8 protein-coding genes are annotated in these 20,227 nt (G+C 35.5%); 5 read left to right on the top strand and 3 right to left on the bottom strand.

Annotated features, from left to right (window positions below):
- The 3 genes from BXU01_RS08540 to chiA all read left to right on the top strand — a co-directional run.
- On the top strand, nucleotides 1-963 hold a 963-nt coding region (locus BXU01_RS08540), incomplete at its 5' end, for a PIG-L family deacetylase (RefSeq protein ID WP_206196609.1).
- Between the two features lie 156 nt (nucleotides 964-1,119).
- Nucleotides 1,120-3,186, top strand: coding sequence for a beta-N-acetylhexosaminidase (locus BXU01_RS08535; RefSeq protein ID WP_083692795.1), 2,067 nt, complete (start codon nucleotides 1,120-1,122; stop codon nucleotides 3,184-3,186).
- A 483-nt stretch (nucleotides 3,187-3,669) separates the two neighbouring features.
- Nucleotides 3,670-8,418, top strand: a complete 4,749-nt coding sequence (gene chiA, locus BXU01_RS08530) for a T9SS-translocated chitinase ChiA (RefSeq protein ID WP_083692794.1) — start codon at nucleotides 3,670-3,672, stop codon at nucleotides 8,416-8,418.
- Nucleotides 8,419-8,624: 206 nt separating this feature from the next.
- Here the strand turns inward: chiA and BXU01_RS08525 are convergent, their stop codons facing one another.
- The gene (locus BXU01_RS08525) at nucleotides 8,625-8,855 is read right to left on the bottom strand and encodes a hypothetical protein (protein ID WP_083692793.1); all 231 of its coding nucleotides are present in this window, start codon (nucleotides 8,853-8,855) and stop codon (nucleotides 8,625-8,627) included.
- Between the two features lie 648 nt (nucleotides 8,856-9,503).
- On the opposite strand from BXU01_RS08525, the gene BXU01_RS08515 reads away from it, so the two are divergent.
- On the top strand, nucleotides 9,504-10,274 hold the full coding sequence (locus BXU01_RS08515) for a TlpA disulfide reductase family protein (RefSeq protein WP_083692791.1): 771 nt from the start codon (nucleotides 9,504-9,506) through the stop codon (nucleotides 10,272-10,274).
- Between the two features lie 274 nt (nucleotides 10,275-10,548).
- Entirely contained in the window at nucleotides 10,549-12,168 is a 1,620-nt protein-coding gene (locus tag BXU01_RS08505; RefSeq protein WP_083692789.1) for an ABC-F family ATP-binding cassette domain-containing protein, read from the top strand.
- Between the two features lie 156 nt (nucleotides 12,169-12,324).
- Here BXU01_RS08505 and BXU01_RS08500 read toward each other — a convergent pair whose 3' ends face one another.
- Nucleotides 12,325-13,362, bottom strand: a complete 1,038-nt coding sequence (locus tag BXU01_RS08500; RefSeq protein ID WP_083692788.1) for a type IX secretion system membrane protein PorP/SprF — start codon at nucleotides 13,360-13,362, stop codon at nucleotides 12,325-12,327.
- Between the two features lie 94 nt (nucleotides 13,363-13,456).
- Nucleotides 13,457-20,179, bottom strand: a complete 6,723-nt coding sequence (locus BXU01_RS08495; protein WP_083692787.1) for a PKD-like domain-containing protein — start codon at nucleotides 20,177-20,179, stop codon at nucleotides 13,457-13,459.
- Between the last annotated feature and the right edge of the window lie 48 nt (nucleotides 20,180-20,227).

The following is a 20,227-nucleotide window of genomic DNA, read 5'->3' as shown; positions in this document are numbered from 1 at the left end:
CAGGAAGGTTCTGCTTATGATTTGAACATCAATATGTTCAACGTCTTGCAACATACCATCACAGGATGGCCGGGCGGAAAACCCAACACAGATGATTCGCATCGTCCCGAAAGAGCCAATCCTGCAAAAAAACGAGTGATCCTTTTTAGTCCGCATCCTGATGATGATGTGATTTCTATGGGAGGAACTTTTTCAAAATTGATAAAACAGGGCCATGATGTACATGTTGTATATCAAACCTCCGGAAATATAGCCGTTACAGACGATGAAGCCTTAAAATTTGCTGAGGTTGCCAAGGATTTTGTGGGCGATACGGCAACACAAATCAACTTTCAGTCGGTAATAGAATTTTTAAACAATAAATCAGAAAACCAGATTGATTCTCTGGAAGTGAGAAAACTAAAAGGACTTATCCGCAGAAGAGAATCTTATGCTGCCACAAGATACATTGGTTTAAAAGATGAGAACACCCACTTTTTGGATCTTCCGTTTTACGAAACCGGACAAGTAAAAAAGAATCCGTTAGGCGCAGAGGATATTGCCATTGTAAAAGATATTATTGCCAAAATAAAACCACATCAGGTTTTTGCAGCGGGAGATCTGGCAGATCCGCACGGAACCCATGAAGTTTGCCTGAATGCTATTTTTGCTGCCATGAAACAGTTAAAACCGGAGAAATACATGGATGATTGCTGGTTATGGTTGTACAGAGGTGCGTGGCACGAATGGGACATTCACGAAATTGACATGGCCGTTCCGCTTTCTCCATCAGAAGTACTCTTGAAGCGTCATGCAATTTTATACCACCAATCCCAAAAAGACAGGGTAATGTTTCAGGGAAATGACTCTCGTGAATTCTGGGTGAGAGCTGAAGACCGTAATAAAAACACCGCCATTTTATACGATGATTTAGGATTAGCAGAATATGAAGCAATCGAAGCCTTTAAACGTTTTGATTACTAGAATAAAGAATTAAGATTCGGGTGAGAGCGAATCACATTACAAAATTCAGATTGATATCATCAGGATAGTGAGGGTTCAATAGAGATCATTCTGAGTTTTGTTCCTTATTATTTAATACTGTTATCTCAGGGTAACATCTTTTCAAAAACAGTAAAAATGAAATATTTATTAGTCCTACTATTAGCAGGTGTAACTTCTAGTGCTCAAATTCAAAAAGAGCAGCTTAATCTTATGCCATGGCCTCAAAATGTTGTTTTAAATGACGGAAATTTTGCTTTAAACAAAAATTTTAAAGTAAACATTACCGGAAATCCTAATCCAAGAATTTTTGGTGGAGTAACACGTTTTTTGCGTCGTTTAGATGGTAGAACCGGTATTTTTTTCGAACAGGGTTTTATTACAAAACTAAATGAATCTCCTACAGCTTCACTTCAGATTAACTGTGAGAAAAGTGGGAAAATTGGTTTATATGAAGACGAAAGTTATCATTTAGATATCAAACAAAACCAAATCACTATAAATGCAACAAGCGATTTAGGCGCACTTCACGGGCTTGAAACGTTATTGCAAATGTTGCAGAATAATAGTAGTTCTTTTTATTTTCCAAACTCGAAAGTTTCTGACTTTCCAAGATTTACCTGGAGAGGTTTAATGATTGATGCTTCGAGACATTTTCAACCGGTAGATGTTATTAAAAGAAACATTGATGCCTTAGCTGCAGTAAAAATGAATGTTTTTCATTGGCATTTAGTAGATGATCAGGGATGGAGAATCGAAATGAAAAAACATCCAAAACTGATAGAATTAGCATCAGACGGAATGTATTATACACAAGAGGAAATTAAAAATATCGTAAAATATGCTGATGAGCGCGGTATTTTGATAGTTCCGGAAATAGATGTTCCGGGTCATGGATCAGCCATACTTACTGCTTACCCGGAAATAGGGAGCAAGGTGATCACATTGACAGGAGGAACTTCTGAAAAAAATATTCAGGGTACGGCAATTGCCACCTATGGAATTGAAAGAAATGCGGGTATTTTTTCGCCAACATTAGATCCTTCAAATCCTAAAACATATCAATTATTAAGTGAAATTTTTGATGAGGTTTGTCCATTATTCCCAGGTGCTTATTTTCATATCGGGGGCGATGAAAATGAAGGTAAGGACTGGGATGCAAACCCAAAAATTCAGGAATTTAAAAAGAAAAATAAATTAGCAACTAATCATGAATTGCAGACCCATTTTACGATGCAATTAGTACCAATGCTTAAAAAACATGGTAAACAGTTAATGGGATGGGAAGAAATTTTGACAAAAAACATGTCAAAAGATGCTATTATTCATTCCTGGAGAGGTCCTAATGAAGGAGTTGTTGCAGGACAATCATTAACAGATGCAGTAAAAAAAGGATATAAAACAGTTTTATCAAACGGATATTATATTGATTTAATGTATCCTGTTGCAAGTCATTATTTAAACGATCCAATGCCAAAAGGAGCAGATCTAACAGCAGATGAAAAAGCAAGGATTCTGGGTGGAGAAGCCACAATGTGGACAGAACTTACCACATCTACAACAATAGATTCAAGACTTTGGCCAAGAACAGCAGCAATTGCTGAAAGACTTTGGTCAGCAGAAGATATTACAGATGTAGCCAGTATGCGCAAACGTCTTGAAGTGGTTTCTTTTAGATTAGAAGAATTAGGGTTGACACACATTCGCAATAAAGCGGTGATATTGAGAAACATTTCAAACAATCAAAATATTAAATCATTAAACGAATTTTCTAATGTTTGTGAGCCGTTAAAAGGATATACACGTAATAAAGGCGGGACAGAATATCAGATGTATTCTCCATTAACCCTTTTTGCTGATGCATGTACGCCGGATGCGAAGGATTCTCTGGCTTTTGATGATGCAGTAACGCAATATTTAGCCAGTAAAACACCTGAAAATAAAGCAAAGCTAGTTGCCTTTTTCAATAAATGGATTGCTGTAAACAAAGGCTTGGCAGAATTAAGTGCCAATGCGCCTTTAGTGCAATCAATTTTACCATTATCTAAAAAATTAAATGACGCATCGCAGGAATTGTTACTTGTTTTAGATAATAAATCAAAATTAAAAGCAGATGATCTAAAGAATTTAATAGAGCAATGCAATACAAAAGACCATGCAGATGTTGAACTATCTGTTTATGCAAGTCTTAAAAAATTAATTTAAAATTTGGTTTGAGTTAGTATTTAGTATGTTACCTATGAGTATTAGTAATTTATTTATCTCTGCCAGAAACATCTGGCAGGGGTAGATATGGTAAACACAAATACATTTAAACCAGTTAATCAAAATATATAAAATAACCATCAATAATAGTATTAACATTTTAAAACCAAATAAAGAGAATAAAAAAACATGACAAGTAAGTAAAGTATTAAAATTGATAAACCCCAAATTTATCTTTTTTGTTTAATCTAATTTTTTTAAAAAATTAAATAAATATCAATCAGTGCTATTTACTAATGATTATGGATAATCGGTAATAGTAGTATTTATTTTTAGAAGTAATATGAATTCATTTCCAATGGGTTGCAATGTTTTCTATTTGCAATCAATTGAATCCCAGTTGTTGTATTTACATGCTTTTTTGAGTGTGTAAGGTATCGTAATTGGAATATTTATTTTCTATTAACCAATATTAATTTAATTATGAAACATTATTACAGATTGCTTTTTTTGTTACTGTTTCCCTTACTTGCGTTAGCTCAACCAGCTCACGGTAAAAAGGTAGTAGGGTATTATGCGCAATGGTCTATCTATGCCCGGGATTTTAATGTCCCTAAGATAGACGGAAGTAAATTGACGCATTTGAATTATTCGTTTTATGGTACAACTTATGATCCGGCACATCCGGAGAATACAAAGTTGTTATGTTTAGATTCCTATGCTGATTTTGAGCATATGGAAGGTGGAATTCCGTGGGATGCTCCTGTAAAAGGGAACTTTTATGACTTAATGAAACTTAAGGAAAAGTATCCGCACTTAAAAATCTTAATCTCTGTTGGAGGATGGACCAAAGGTCAGGATCTTTCTCCAATTGCTGCAAGTCCTGTAGCAAGAGCCGCTCTGGCTGCAGATATGGCAAACTTTATTACCAAATATCCCTTTATTGATGGATTCGACATTGACTGGGAATATCCTCTTCTAGGCGGAACAGACGGTACCGAAGTGATAAACGGAGCTCCAATTCCTCCACAAAAGTACAGTCCGGACGACAACAAAAACTTAGTATATTTATTAAAAGCGATGCGTCAGGCAATGCCAAATAAATTAGTTACGATTGCAGCCGGAAACAATGTTCGAAATGTATCTAAACAATATTTAGGACCAAACAACAGAACACAATACGGAATGACAGAAGACATTTCGACTTATTGTGATTACATCACTTATTTTGGATATGATTTTGGTGGAAACTGGTATGATAAAACCTGCTACAATGCACCTTTATATTCAAGCGGAAACACAAATGATCCATTATATGGTGCAACGCAATCAGAATCATTAGACGAATTAACCAATCAATACTTGAACGTTGTTGGTTTTCCTGCGAACAAATTAATCATGGGATTGCCTTTTTACGGAAAGAAATTTGATAACGTTGCTAATAACGGTACTAACCCTAATTTACCCGGATTATTCGTTTCTGCACCAAGATATGTAGTTTCAGGATGTACAAATCCTCAAAACCCAACAGGAACCTGGGATGGTCCTGCAGCGTGCGAAAAATCAGGAAGCATCGAAATATGTGATTTAGTTGGAAATCCCGTTACAAATTCACATGCTTATTTAGATCCTAATACAATGCAGGTTACATCAACTGCTGCAGCAGCAGGATGGGTACGCTATTTTGATAATACAACAAAAGTACCTTACTTATATAATGCTTCTTTAAAACAGTTTATCTCTTATGAAGATAAACAATCGATGGATTTAAAAGTACAATACATAAAATCTAAAAATCTTGCCGGAGGTATGATTTGGGAGTTATCTCAGGATACCAGAGGTTCTGTTCCTAACTCATTATTAACTCAGGTTGATACATCATTTGGGAGCGCAGTTCCTGGAACAGTAAGTATTGCAGGTTCTGTAAAAAACGGAACAGCTTTAGTGACTGATGTTACAGTTGAATTACGCAATGCGAGTAATGTAGTATTACAAACTGTAGTTTCAACTGGAGGTAATTTCACATTCAGCAACCTGACTTCAGGACAAAATTATATCCTTACAGCTTTAAAAGCGACGTATACTTTTACTCCTGTAAATTTAACAAATGTAACAGTTAACCAAACTGGTGTGGTAATCAACGGTTCGCAGTCAACTTACACAGTAAACGGAACAGTTCTTAACGGATCAACTCCGGTTTCTGGCGTAACGGTTACAGCAACATCAGGATCAACAGTTTTAACTGCGGTTTCTAATGCAAGCGGAGTTTACAGCGTTACAGGTTTAACAGCCGGGCTTAATTTTACGGTTACAGCTGCAAAAACAGGATTCTCTTATACACCAACTTCAACAGTTTATAATGCGATAAGCGCGAATCAAACGTTGAATTTTGCTCAGGGTGCGGCAATTGTATATTATACAGTAAGCGGAACTGTCCTTAACGGATCAACTCCGGTTTCAGGAGTAACGGTAACAGCAACTTCAACCGGAGGAACTTTTACTGCAACTACAAACTCAACTGGAGCTTATTCAATTGCTAATTTACCGTCAGGCGGAAATTATACAGTAACGGCAGCTTTAGCAGGTCAAACATATACGCCGGCTTCAACGGTTTATACAAATTTAACAGCTAATAAAACATTAAACTTCACACAAGATGTTATTGTAGTTCCTTCAGGTAAAATTAGCGGAACAGTTAAAAACGGAACAAATCCAGTTGCTGGTGCAAAAGTAGAAATCGTTTTACCTTGGACAGATAATACACACAACTGGAAAAGTGTTATTGCTGTAACAGATGCACAAGGAAAATATAGTTTTGACAATTCAGTTACAGCAGGATATACAACAGTTACAAGTTTAAAATTAAACTCTTGGGAGAATGGAGAAACAGCTTATTTCCCAAATAATCTGGCGAACTTTGCAGTTCCTGCAAACCCAACAATTTACAACTTCAATACGAGTTCTACAGCAAAATCAGCATTGGCTGCTGCAAACTTAATCAGCGGAACCGTTAAAAACGGAACGGTTGCAGTTGCTGGTGCAAAAGTAGAAATCGTTTTACCATGGACAGATAATACACACAACTGGAAAAGTGTTTTAGCAACAACAGATGCATCAGGAAATTATACTTTCGATAATTCAGTTGTAGCAGGTTATACACAAATTTTAAGTTTGAAATTAAATGCTTGGGAAAATGGCGATGTGACTTATTATCCAAATAACTTAGCTAACTTCGCAGTTCCAACAACTGCAACAGTTTATAATTTTAATAGACAAGCGGTGGTTGCTACTAAACCAGTGGTGACTATTACAGCGCCAACAGCTTCAGCGATTGCTATAAATTTAGGATCGTCAATTAATTTTGTTGCAAGTGTTGGATTAAGTGCTGCAGATGCCACTACAATCTCCTCTGTTGTATTTAGTTTAGACGGACAAACCATAAGTGCTACCAATTCTTCGGGAACTTATACATCGGTTTGGACACCAGTAGCAAATCAGTTTTCACTTTCTCATACGTTAACTGTTACAGCAACTGCATCAAACGGATCAACAGATGTAAAAACATATAGTTTTACATTAAATTGTTCAGGTGCAAACTGCCCTAATTCATTGCCGGTAATTACTTGGAATTCACCATCGAATACTACTGTAAACCAAAGTTCTTTCCAGGTTGTGCCAATTTCAGTTACAGCTGTTGATAGCAACGGATCAGTTTCAGGTGTTACTATTACAATAAATGGAGGTACATTTAACATGACAGCAGGTACAAATAATACTTATACGTATAATTTTACACCATCTGCTTATCAGGATTATCCAGTTGTAATCAAAGCAACCGATAATCAATCGGGTGTAACTACATTAAACAATACGATTAAAATTGCTCCGGTGAGCACAAATAGATTTATCCCGCTTCCTTCTAAAATTATTTTAGGATACGCACATTCTTGGGAAAATGCTGGTGCTCCATTTTTATATTTTTCTCAAATGGTGGGAAGTAAGTTTAACGTAGTTGATTACTCTTTCGTAGAAACAGTTAATCGTGATGGTTATACGCCAGTATTAACTACAAATGACAATAGATATTTGACCAATGGAGTTTTCAATAAGCAATTGTTGAAAAACGATATAAAATCCTTAAGAGATAGCGGCGTTCCTGTTATTGTTTCTATTGGAGGTCAAAACGGACATGTTGTTTTAGACAATGTAACTCAAAAAAATATTTTTGTTAATGGTTTGAAAGCAATTATCGACGAGTATCAATTTGATGGAGTTGATATTGATTTTGAAGGCGGATCAATGAATTTTAGTGCAGGAGGTTTAAGAGATATTTCTTATGCAGGTATTTCTGCTTATCCAAGATTAAAAAATGTAGTAGATGCTTTCAAAGAATTAAAAGCGTACTATGGTCCTGGATTCTTATTAACTGCAGCTCCGGAAACACAATACGTACAAGGAGGATATTCTACTTATACAGATACGTTTGGTTCTTTCCTGCCAATCATTCAAAACCTACGTAATGAATTAGATTTGTTAGCCGTACAATTGTATAATACAGGAGGAGAAAACGGATTAGATGGTCAATACTATGGTTCAGCTAAAAAAGCAAACATGGTAACAGCCCTAACAGATATGGTGATAAAAGGATATAACATTGCTACAACAGGAATGCGTTTTGATGGTTTACCGGCCTCAAAAGTTCTTATTGCATTACCAGCTTGTCCAAGTGCAGCAGGTAGCGGATATTTAACACCGGCAGAAGGAATTAGTGCTATGAATTATTTAAGAACCGGAACGACTTTTTCAGGAAGAACATACACTATGCAGCCAGGCGGACCATATCCTTCTTTAAGAGGTTTAATGACCTGGTCTGTAAACTGGGATGCATCTTCTTGTGGTAATTCATCTGAATTGTCTAAAGCATATGCCGCTTATTTTGCTTCGCAGTCATCAGCAAAAACTTTAGCACTTGACAAAATCGAGGTAAAAAGCAATACAATCGTTTACTTTAAAAACAATGCATTATCGGTAACAAATGAAGCCGAAGAAATTGTACATGTAGACGTATTTAATACAATTGGACAATCATTGATAAACTATCAAAATGTTCAGAATAATAAAGAAATACTGCTTCAAAACCAAAGTTTCTCAACTAAACAATTGTTTATAGTTGTGGTAACAGACAAAGCAGGAAATAAAAAATCATTCAAAGTAATGAACTTTTTAAACTAAAGTTAAACGAATGAAAAATCTAGAAATAAAATATTGGAACGGTTAAAATTGAGTTTGGTTATTTATTTTTTAATCTAATTTTTATTTCGAATAAATGCGTCGAATTTAGGTGATTTGTTATTTGGTTTTCACCCGAAGGAGAACATTATGAACCTGGCAATTTATTGCCAGGTTTTTTTATGCTCTAAAACATCGCTATTAATTATTTAAGCTTCTAAATAAGGATCTAAAATTTCTGCAAGTTTATTAAGCCAGTAAAAATTATCATCAATATTCTTTATTTCAGATTCGATGGTTTCACATCCTCTCATAGCACATAATGAAAGTGCATTATTTACTTCTCGTATCATTTTTGCCATTTCTTTAGAATCAATATTATCAGTGAAAAAATGTTTTAATCTGGACTCAACTTCATTTGAAAGTTTTTCTGTAATCATTATCTTGTTTTTAGCAAAGTTACAGAACTGTTATTTTTAGTATGACACATATTTGTGCCAAAATGATGTAAATCTTGATATTAAGTGATTTATTAGGAGCTAATCCCGCTCCCGAAGCCTCGGGACGTTTCAATCTTTTATTTTTTTTAAGAAAAAAAATAAAAGGATTTCCTCCCGAAGCCTCGGGACTATCGGGGCTAGGAAATTTGGTGTCGTGAAACATTTTATTAAATAATCTAAGTCATTGCGAGGAACGAAGCAACCACAATATTTCGAACAAGATTGTCGATTATAACCGCGTAGAATGGATTAAAATCCATCCCTACAATATGTTTAGTTCCTCTGGAACTCTTTTATAAAATTCCGAAGGAATGATTTATTTTGTAGCGAGGGATTTTAATCCCTTGAAACGTAATGTAATCACAATATTGTCATTGCGAGGAACGAAGCAACCACACTAACAATTGATTTAGCAAATGAGATTGCTTTGTTCCTCGCAATGACTAAAATGAGCGTAATAACAAAAAAATCCGTGTAAATCCGCGTTTTCTCAAAGCGAATCCGTGTCATCCGCGTGCCATTTCTTTAGTTAAAACTAAATTCCAAACTATTTTTGATTAATTTTGAATCCCAATTATTCTTCTAAAAATGCAAAAAATAATCACCATAATAATCTTCCTTATATTTATATCAACTTTCGCCCAAAACAAATACGGAAACCCAGAAGTTGATCCCATTCAAATTCAAAAAACATATACAGATTGGTCTGCTTATCAAAGCAAAAAAATAATGCTTTCAAGAGATTTTACAGCATTAGATTCAAATTCAAAAGAAATCTCAAAAGAATCGTTTTTAGATCAGTTAGCAAACGGAAACTACATCCCAATCCGATTAAAATCAGAAGATTCAGTTTACTATTATAAGTTATTCCTGATTCAGCCAAAATCAGATACAAGCATAAAAGCAACAATCAACCAAATAGGTTTCGATGCTCATAAAAATTTCGAAATGGAAGGGAAGCCTTTTCCTAAATTCTCCTTTAAAGATTTAAACGGAAATTTAGTTTCTAATGAAACCATGAAAGGAAAAATAATCGTGATAAAATGCTGGTATATCCATTGTACTCCTTGCATAAGAGAATTTCCGCAAGTCAATCAATTAGCAGAAGATTATAAAGATAGAAAAGACATTCTTTTTATAAGTCTCGCCGAAGATACTCCGGAACAATTAAAAGTATTTTTAGCGAGAAAACCTTTGTCTTATTCGGTTATTCCAAATATGAAAGAATATATGAACGAAGCTTTACAACTCAATTCATTTCCAACGCATTTTATTCTAAACAAAGAAGGAATGATTGCAAAAGTGTTGCCTAATTTCGAAAGCTTAGAAGTAGCGCTGGCGAAAGAAAGTAAACTATAGTTTTTTTTAAACCATATAAGTAATAATAGTATAAGTTTCGTAAAATTTGCACGTAAAGTCGCAAAGTCTCAAAGTTTTTCATCTTTTTGAGGTTAGTAAGTTTCGTTTAAATGCACTTATATAACTTATATGGTAGAAAATTTTCACACAAGTTACTTTTCTTTTCGCCTTTGCGAGAAAAAACTCTTTCAGGTAAAAAACTTTGCCTCTTTCTACCTTTGCAACTCTGAACCTTTTTCCGTACTTTTGCACCAAATTAATTAAAAAGACATTCATGTTAACAGTCAATAATTTATCAGTTCAATTTGGCAAACGAATTTTGTTTGACGAAGTAAATACCACATTCACACACGGAAATATTTACGGCGTTATTGGAGCCAATGGTGCTGGAAAATCTACTTTTCTAAAAATCATTTCGGGTGATATCGACCCAACTTCTGGCCACATTCATTTAGAACCAGGAAAACGTATGTCCGTTTTAAACCAAAATCACAACATGTTCGATGAGCATACGGTTTTGGAAACTGTTTTGATGGGAAATAAAGTTTTGTATGCTGTTAAAAAAGAAATGGATGAACTTTATTTAGACTACAACGACAAAAACGCAGACAGAATAGGGGAGCTTCAGGTTCAGTTCGAAGAAATGAACGGATGGAATGCAGATTCTGATGCCGCATCAATGTTGTCTAACTTAGGGATCAACGAAGAACACCATTATACTTTAATGGGAGATCTTGAGGGAAAAATTAAAGTTCGTGTGCTTTTGGCGCAGGCACTTTTTGGAAACCCGGATTTGCTTATTATGGATGAGCCTACCAATGATTTGGATTTTGAAACCATTTCCTGGTTAGAAAATTTCTTAGCAAATTATGAAAATACTGTAATTGTAGTATCTCACGACCGTCACTTTTTAGATTCGGTTTGTACACATATTTCTGATATCGATTTTGGAAAAATAAACCACTATTCAGGAAACTATACTTTCTGGTACGAGTCTAGTCAATTAGCGGCGAAACAACGTGCACAGCAAAACAAAAAAGCAGAAGAAAAGAAACAGGAATTAGAAGAATTTATTCGTCGTTTTAGCGCGAACGTTGCAAAATCAAAACAAGCAACATCTCGTAAAAAAATGATTTCTAAATTGAATATTTCAGATATTAAACCTTCAAGCCGTCGTTATCCTGCGATTATTTTTGATCAGGATCGTGAAGCGGGAGATCAGATTTTGAATGTCGAAAATTTAGAAGCTTCTGTAGATGGAGAGCTTTTGTTTAAAGGCGTAGATTTGAATATGGCAAAAGGCGATAAAATCGTTCTTTTTTCAAAAGATTCACGTGCGACAACCGCTTTCTACGAAATCCTTAACAATCAGCAAAAAGCAGACGCAGGAACTTTTGATTGGGGAATTACAACCAATCAGGCATATTTACCAGCAGAAAATCATTCTTTCTTTGAAAATGATTTAACGTTAGTAGACTGGTTACGTCAGTACGCAAAAACAGAAGAAGAACGCGACGAGGTATTTATTAGAGGATTCTTAGGAAAAATGATTTTCTCCGGAGAAGAAGCTTTAAAAACCAGCCGTGTATTGTCAGGAGGAGAAAAAGTACGTTGTATGCTTTCAAGAATGATGATGGAACGTGCTAACATTTTAATGCTTGATGAACCAACAAATCACTTAGATTTAGAGTCGATTACAGCATTCAATAACTCATTGAAAAACTTTAAAGGATCTGTAATTTTTACAACACATGACCACGAATTTGCACAAACTGTTGGTAATAGAGTAGTAGAGCTTACGCCAAACGGAGCAATCGATCGTTATATGACATTTGATGAATATTTAGACGATGAAAAAGTTCAGGAATTAAGAGTGAAAATGTACGCTAAATAAAGCATAGCTTCAAATAAAAAAAATCCCGTTCATTAAAGATGAACGGGATTTTTTATGTTTTTTACTATTTGAGTTTTATATTTATTTAGAAAAATAATCAAAACTCATTTTGTAAAATATGGTATAGAAGCTATTAATTTTCATGTATTGTTTATATTAATTAACAGCGGGACAATCACAATCGTATCTTTCTTTTTTACAAAATAAGTTTAGGCCCAATGTAATTTGATGATATGCTCCGGTATTAAATTTTATATCCCCAATTATTTTAGAGTAAGTATATGCCATCATGAAATTCTTATAATTGACGCCCATAACAGGAGTTATATATTGTAATTTTTGAGTAGCTACAGAGGAACCATTATAATATTCTGCCCCATCAAAACTTCTTCTGTAAGACAGTGCTGCCCAAAGACTGCCAAAATCCATGTTTTTATAGGTTTTTAAGTTGATGTCAATTTGTTTTTCTTTGGTTTTATCAAATGATTGAAAAAGAATGGATGGTTCCCACAATAATGTATATCTATTACCAAAAACATATCCTGCGCTTAAAAGATATTTTCTAAGATTATCACTTTCAAAATCAGTATAGACTTTGCGTCTTGTTTCTACAGCACCCTGAACTGTGGCATGTGCATAAAAATTGAGATAATTATAAGATGCCCCAAAATCGGCATTGAAATAACTACTGCTTTGAATGTTACCAAAAATAATCGGATCGTATTCAGTAAACGCGGTTTCATTGAGCTGGTTCTGAATCATACCCGCATTGATTCCAAATGAAAGTTGGTTCAGATCAATATCATCCCTTGAAAAAAGAATATGATGCGCATAAGTAAGTTTTACTCCTTTTTGAGAATGATAGCCGTTTTTATCATTAAAAATAATAATTCCTGCGCCGGATTTTTCTCCTATTCGTCCGTTAAGACTCAAGGTTTGTAGTGATGGAGCATCCTCCTGATCAAACCACTGTTTGCGAGCTGTTAATCTTAATTTGGTACAATTGGCAGCTCCTGCCATCGACGGATGGATCAAATAATAATTATCTGATAAATAATCAGAGTAAACTGGTATTCCTTCCTGCGAGTAGGAATACATGAATGCGAATAATAAAAATATTGAAAACTTAATTTTTGGCCGCTTTAAACTATGTCTGTTCCAAATTTGTATTATGAATATTCTCTTGGATAACATTAATGAAATCATTTTTTTTATTTTAAAAATTTAAATTAGATCAGAAAGAATGTTTTTTTTAGGATTCTTTCTGATCAATGTATACAATTGAATATTATCTTTTCAATGTAAAATGTGATTTGAATACTTTATTGATTCCTTTTTCTGTATATTCTACGGTAAACCAATAGTCACTTGCCGGTAAAGGATATCCATTTAAGGTACCATCCCATCCAATATCTTTTGATGTAATCTGTTTTAATAATTTACCATAACGATCAAATATGTAGGTAGTAAAATGGAAATTATCATTTAAGCCAGTCAAATTCCATATATCATTATAACCATCTCCATTGGGTGTAAAGAATTTAGGATACCCAATAATGAAAATCTCTTTACTCAAATCAGTACAGCCTTCTACATCTCTGACCGTTATAATATGTGAGCCGGGTTTTACATTATGAATTTTGTTTGAGGTTCCAAAACTGTCGTTGTCTAATTGGTATTCATAACTTGCATTTCCTCCTGACACAGTTATGGTTACTGTTGCATCATCACTTCCAAAAGCAGGAGTTTGATTTATTTCTAATTTTAAACCTGGTGAAACAGCTTTTACATTGGCTATTTCCGGATATGATACACAACCGGTATTTTTATTTATTGCAATTACAGCATATTCTCCTGCTTTTTTAGCTTCATAGGTACTTGTTGTGGCTTCCATAATTCTGGTAGAATTATAATACCACTCAAAGATATTTTCAGATTTATTTAGCCCGCTATCAAATGTATATGATGCAATAGTAGCTCCTGTTGATTGATTTACACATATAATACCATCATATAATGTTGGTATCGGTAAAGGATCTACTGTAACTATAACCACGGTTTCTTTTCCTGTACAATTATTATGTGTTGGAGTAATCGTATAAATTGCACTTCCTTGTTTGTTTCCGGAAGTTTTTAATTCCTGATCAATGAAATTACCGTCACCATCTGATGCTCCGGTAATTCCCTTAGAGATAACAGTCCAGCTATAGGTTGTTCCGTCTAAATTTGATCGCAAGTGAATATTTGATGATTCGTCACTACATATTGTTATCTCTAAGGCGTCTGTAATTATCTCAGGCAATGGTTTTACTGTGATTATTACCTCTATTGCAAGTCCATCGCAGTCATTCACTCTTGGAATAATAGTGTATTTTACCTGTCCGGGTGTCGTATTGGATGTTGCTTTTAATAATTGTTGTATAGAATTACCAGATCCGTCCGTGGCTCCTGTTACTCCGGTTTGTACTACTGTCCAACTATAAGTTGTATATGCAATCGTACTTTTTAGCTCAATGTTGGTAGTTTGGTTTGAACAAATTACATTGCTCAGTGAGCTTGCTGTTACTACAGGCAGCGGTTTTACTGTTATGCTTACTGTTCCTGTTTGTGCTTGCTCACAAGTAGTTGCGCCGCCATCTTTGACACTGAGTAATTTATAGATGTATGTTCCTATAATAGTGGTTGGAGCCTCTACGGTAGTTGTATTGTTTTTTGAGGTAGTGACCTTTTTTGGATTACCATCATTTATACTATAGGTAAAAGTATAAGGAGGAGTTCCGTTAGATCCTGTAAAGATAATTTTTGGAGCTGTTGAATTATTACAGACCAATGCTGTTCCTGAAATGCTGGCTGTTGGTAATGGATTTACCGTTACCATTATATCATAGGGATTTCCTGTACATCCTTGGGCTAGCGGAATTACAGTATAAGTTACCGTTTTTGGCTCACTGCCCTTGTTTTCCAATTTTTGCAGGATAGAGTTTCCTGTACCGTCCATAGCTCCGGTAATCTCAGCTTGCGCAACTGATTTCCATGTAAAGGTTGTGTTGGCAACCGTACTTGTCAGGTCAATAGCTGTTGTTTCTTTGGAGCAAATAGTTGCACTCGATGTGGTTGTTACTTTAGGAGTTGGGTTTACCGTTACAATTATATCATAAGGAGTTCCTGCGCATCCTTGAGCTAACGGAATTACGGTATACGTTACCGTTTTTGGTGTATTGGCATTATTTACCAATGTCTGCAGGATAGAATTTCCGGCACCGTTCATAGCTCCTGTAACCTCAGGCTGACCGACTGCTTTCCATGTAAAGGATGTGTTGGCGACTGTGCTTGTCAGATCAATAGCGGTTGTTTCTTTCGAACAAATCGTTGTATTATTTATTGTAGTTACTTTAGGTATCGGGTTTACCGTCACCATTATATCATAAGGAGTTCCTTCGCATCCTTGTGCTAGCGGAATTACAGTATAAGTTACCGTTTTTGGCGTATTAGTATTATTTACCAATGTTTGCAGGATAGCATTTCCTGCACCGTCCATAGCTCCTGTAATCTCAGGCTGACCGACTGCTTTCCATGTAAAGCTTGTATTAGTGACTGTGCTTTTTAAGACAATAGCTGTTGTTTCTTTGGAACATACTGTTGCATTGTCTATTGTTGTTACTTTAGGAATTGGGTTTACGGTTACAATTATATCATAAGGATTTCCTTCGCATCCTTGTGCTAGCGGAATTATGGTATAGGTTACCGTTTTTGGCGTATTGGTATTATTGACCAATGTTTGCAAGATAGCATTTCCCTCGCCATCACTAGCTCCTGTGATCTCAGTTTGAGCAACTGTTTTCCATGTAAAGGTGGTGTTGGTAACCGTACTTGTCAGGTCAATTGCTGTTGTTTCTTTGGAACAAATCGTTGCGTTATTTATTGTCGTTACTTTAGGAATTGGGTTTACCGTTACAATTATATCATAAGGATTTCCTTCGCATCCTTGCGCTAGCGGGATTACAGTATAAGTTACCGTTTTTGGTATATTGGAATTATTGACTAATGTTTGCAGGATAGAATTTCCTGCACCGTTAATAGCTCCTGTAACCTCAGGCTGTGCAACCGCTTTCCATGTAAAAGTTGTGTTGGTAACTGTACTTGTCAGGTTAATAGCTGTTGTTTCTTTAGAACAAATCGTTGCATTATTTATTGTAGTTATTCTAGGTATCGGGTTTACCGTTACAATTATGTCATAAGGATTTCCTGTACATCCTTGAGCTAGCGGAATTACGGTATACGTTACCGTTTTTGGTATATTGGAATTATTTACCAATGTTTGCAGGATAGAATTTCCAGCACCGTCACTAGCTCCTGTGATTTCAGGCTGGGCAACTGCTTTCCATGTAAAGGTTGTGTTGGTGACTGTACTTGTAAGGTCAATAGCGGTTGTTTCTTTCGAACAAATCGTTGCACTCGATGAGGTTGTTACTTTAGGAATTGGGTTTACCGTTACCATTATATCATAAGGAGTTCCTGCACAACCTTCGGCTAGCGGAATTACGGTATACGTTACCGTTTTTTGTGTATTGGCATTATTTACCAATGTTTGCAGGATAGAATTTCCGGCACCGTCACTAGCTCCTGTGATTTCGGGTTGGGCAACTGCTTTCCATGTAAAGGTTGTGTTGGTAACCGTACTTGTCAGGTCAATAGCGGTTGTTTCTTTGGAACAAATTGTTGCACTCGATGAGGTTGTTACTTTAGGAATTGGGTTTACCGTTACAATTATGTCATAAGGATTTCCTGCGCATCCTTGTGCTAGCGGGATTACAGTATAAGTTGCCGTTTTTGGTGTATTGGTATTATTTACCAATGTTTGCAGAATAGAATTTCCTGTACCGTCCATGGCTCCAGTAACTTCGGGTTGGGCAACTGCTTTCCATGTAAAGGTGGTGTTGGTCACGGTACTTGTCAGATCAATAGCTGTTGTTTCTTTGGAACAAATCGTTGTGTTATTTATTGTAGTTACTTTAGGAATTGGGTTTACCGTTACAATTATATCATAAGGATTTCCTTCGCATCCTTGCGCTAGCGGGATTACAGTATAAGTTACCGTTTTTGATGTATTGGTATTATTAACCAATGTCTGTATGATAGAATTTCCGGCACCGTCACTAGCTCCTGTAATCTCAGGCTGTGCAACCGCTTTCCATGTAAAGGTTGTGTTGGTGACTGTACTTGTCAGATTAATAGCTGTTGTTTCTTTGGAACAAATCGTTGCATTATTTATTGTAGTTATTTTAGGTATCGGATTTACCGTTACAATTATGCCATAAGGATTTCCTGCACATCCTTGAGCTAGCGGAATTACGGTATACGTTACCGTTTTTGGTATATTGGAATTATTTACCAATGTTTGCATAATAGAATTTCCGGCACCGTCACTAGCTCCTGTAATCTCTGCTTGCGCAATAGCTTTCCATGTAAAGGTGGTGTTGGTGACTGTGCTTATTAAAGGAATAGCTGTTGTTTCTTTGGAACAAATAGTTGCGTTATTTATTGTCGTTACTTTAGGTATCGGGTTTACTGTTACAATTATGTCATAAGGATTTCCTGCACATCCTTCAGCTAGCGGAATTACAGTATAAGTTACCGTTTTTGGCGTATTGGTATTATTGACCAATGTTTGAGTAATAGAATTTCCGTCACCGTCACTAGCTCCTGTAATATCTGCTACCGCAACAGCTTTCCATGTAAAGGTGGAGTTGGTAACCGTGCTTATCAGGTCAATTGCTGTTGTTTCTTTCGAACAAATTGCTGAACTCGATGCGGTTGTTACTTTGGGGATTGGTTTTGTATTTACAAATGCCGATTTAGAAGTGAAATCTGTTATTGTACAATTAGTGATTGTGTTTCTTACACTTAACAAATCGTATTTTGCATTAGCTGTTAGTTCTCCTGTATCTAGTATTTTATTACCTGTTATATCAAGAATAATTGTTTTTGTTGTTCCATTATTTATGGTATAGGTTATTTCAGCATTTGGGGTTCCGCTAAAAGAAATATCGGTTTTTGTTCCCGAACAGATAGAAATGTCTCCACTTATATTTGCTACAGGTGCCGGATCTACAATTATTGCAGCTATTTGATTTGATAAAGACATTATACAGCCCGTATCAGTGTTTCTTACACTTAGCGCAGTATAAGTACTACTACTGGTAAGGTTTCCTGTGGCTAACACATAGCTGCCAGCTGCACTTAGAGTCACTGTTTGTGAAGTTCCTGAGTTTATTTTATAAGTAATCTCTGCGTTAGAAGTTCCGTTAAAAGTAATGTTAGTTCCTGTTTCATAACAAATTAAAGTACTTCCTGATATCGATGCTGTAGGTAATGAATTTATGGTTACCTCAGTAGTTGTCAAAATATCAGAAGCTCCATCTTTAAAAGCATAGGTTACTTTATACGTACCAGCAATACTGTCATCAAGATTAATATCACCTGTTGTTCTGTTTATATTTAATCCTGCCGGAGCTGTATAAGATCCTCCTGTAATACCATTTCGGGTTACATTGGCTGTTCCAGTTGCACAAAATGGTGTTGCATATTGAATAGATGTTTCTGTAGAACCAACTCTAAGTGTTGTTTGTGTCGTATTATTGCAATTTTCGTTGCTAAATGAATAGGTTATAGTATAAGTTTCATTAGGCACGGCAGTTCCCAGATTAATAGCTCCCGTGCTTGCATTAATATTTAAATCTGCAGGTGATACACTATAAATACCGCCGGATTGGCCGCTCTGGATTACACTGGCAGTTCCCCCCGTTGTAGTATAAGGTCCCTGATAAGCAATTGAAGCTGTAGGCAAGGGGTTTATTACAACCTCACCATTCATAAAAGTTTTGCATAAAGAATTAGAACCAGTGACTTTATATTTTCCGGGATTGTTTATAGTAAAAGATAATGAAGATCCTATTCCTTTTTTAGGGCTCCCAATAGGATTCCCGGATTCATCTTCTAATTGATAATTGATTCCAATTTGAGAACCCGACAGTGTAAATGTTGAACCACATTTTATTCCGTTGAAATCATATGTAATAATGGAATTTATATTTATTGTATTAACAGGTGACGCTGATCTGCATTTTGAGTTTTCTATATTTCCTGATTCCGAAACAAGCATTCTATAGTCACTATTTTCTGTGATACCAATAGCTGTATAACTATTGTTTGTTGCATTGGTAATATTTTCCCATTCTGATGTTGTTTTATTCATTTTCTGCCATTGGTATACAGGATTTCTATAAAAATAAGGTTCAACAATACAACTCATAGGAACATTATCTCCTCTACAAACGGTTGGGCTAAAATTTACGCCTCTTATATCAGGATTTAAAGCTTCGAAGCTAATGTCATCATAACCAGTATGATTAACACCATTAACGCCACTTACAATTTCTAACGTTAATGATGTGATTGATGGATCAGTAAGCGTAAAAACAGTAGAGACTCTTTCCCAGGTAAAAACAGAAGATACAGGAATTGTTCGTGAAGTTGCAGTAGCTATTATCGCATTATCTCTACTATTTCTAATATTAAATGTGGCTTTTGAAATAGCGTTTCCAAAATTCTGGAGATTAGCAATCCAAGCCGAAAATTCATATTTTGTGTTGATGCATAAGCCACTTATATCTTTTTTATATATAGACACACCTTCAGCGTGTGTATCTAAGAGCATCATATAACCATATGTGTCCCCTGGAGTATGATCTTCTCCTGAATGATAACCAGATCCACCAAAACGTTTTGGATCTGGTAACAAAGTGTAAAGTCCGTCATCTGTTCCACCTTCAGGTTCATAGCGTAAGGAAGTAGTCCCATCTACAGGGAATAATGGACTTCTTATATGGGGGCCGGGAGCTTCTCCAAAAGTAATGGTAAAGATAGAACCTTGACCAAAGCAGCAGGAAGTAATTAAAAAACAAAATATAATCTCTAATAAAAAGCGTTTTGAATGTAATTTTTTTATCATAATTTAATCAATAGCGCTTTTTGTTAAAACATTGTAAATTAATGTGTT

The sequence above is a fragment of the [Flexibacter] sp. ATCC 35103 genome (genome assembly GCF_001975985.1).
In the GTDB taxonomy this organism is placed as follows: domain Bacteria; phylum Bacteroidota; class Bacteroidia; order Flavobacteriales; family Flavobacteriaceae; genus Flavobacterium.
Note: the sequence above shows the minus strand (reverse complement) of the source record. Positions and strands in the feature narration are given on the sequence as shown.

Coding starts and splice junctions, on each gene's coding strand:
- BXU01_RS08505 (WP_083692789.1), top strand. CDS start 10,549: ATGTTAACAGTCAATAATTTATCAGTTCAATTTGGCAAACGAATTTTG.
- BXU01_RS08515 (WP_083692791.1), top strand. CDS start 9,504: ATGCAAAAAATAATCACCATAATAATCTTCCTTATATTTATATCAACT.
- BXU01_RS08525 (WP_083692793.1), bottom strand. CDS start 8,855: ATGATTACAGAAAAACTTTCAAATGAAGTTGAGTCCAGATTAAAACAT.
- BXU01_RS08535 (WP_083692795.1), top strand. CDS start 1,120: ATGAAATATTTATTAGTCCTACTATTAGCAGGTGTAACTTCTAGTGCT.
- BXU01_RS08500 (WP_083692788.1), bottom strand. CDS start 13,362: ATGTTATCCAAGAGAATATTCATAATACAAATTTGGAACAGACATAGT.
- chiA (WP_083692794.1), top strand. CDS start 3,670: ATGAAACATTATTACAGATTGCTTTTTTTGTTACTGTTTCCCTTACTT.
- BXU01_RS08495 (WP_083692787.1), bottom strand. CDS start 20,179: ATGATAAAAAAATTACATTCAAAACGCTTTTTATTAGAGATTATATTT.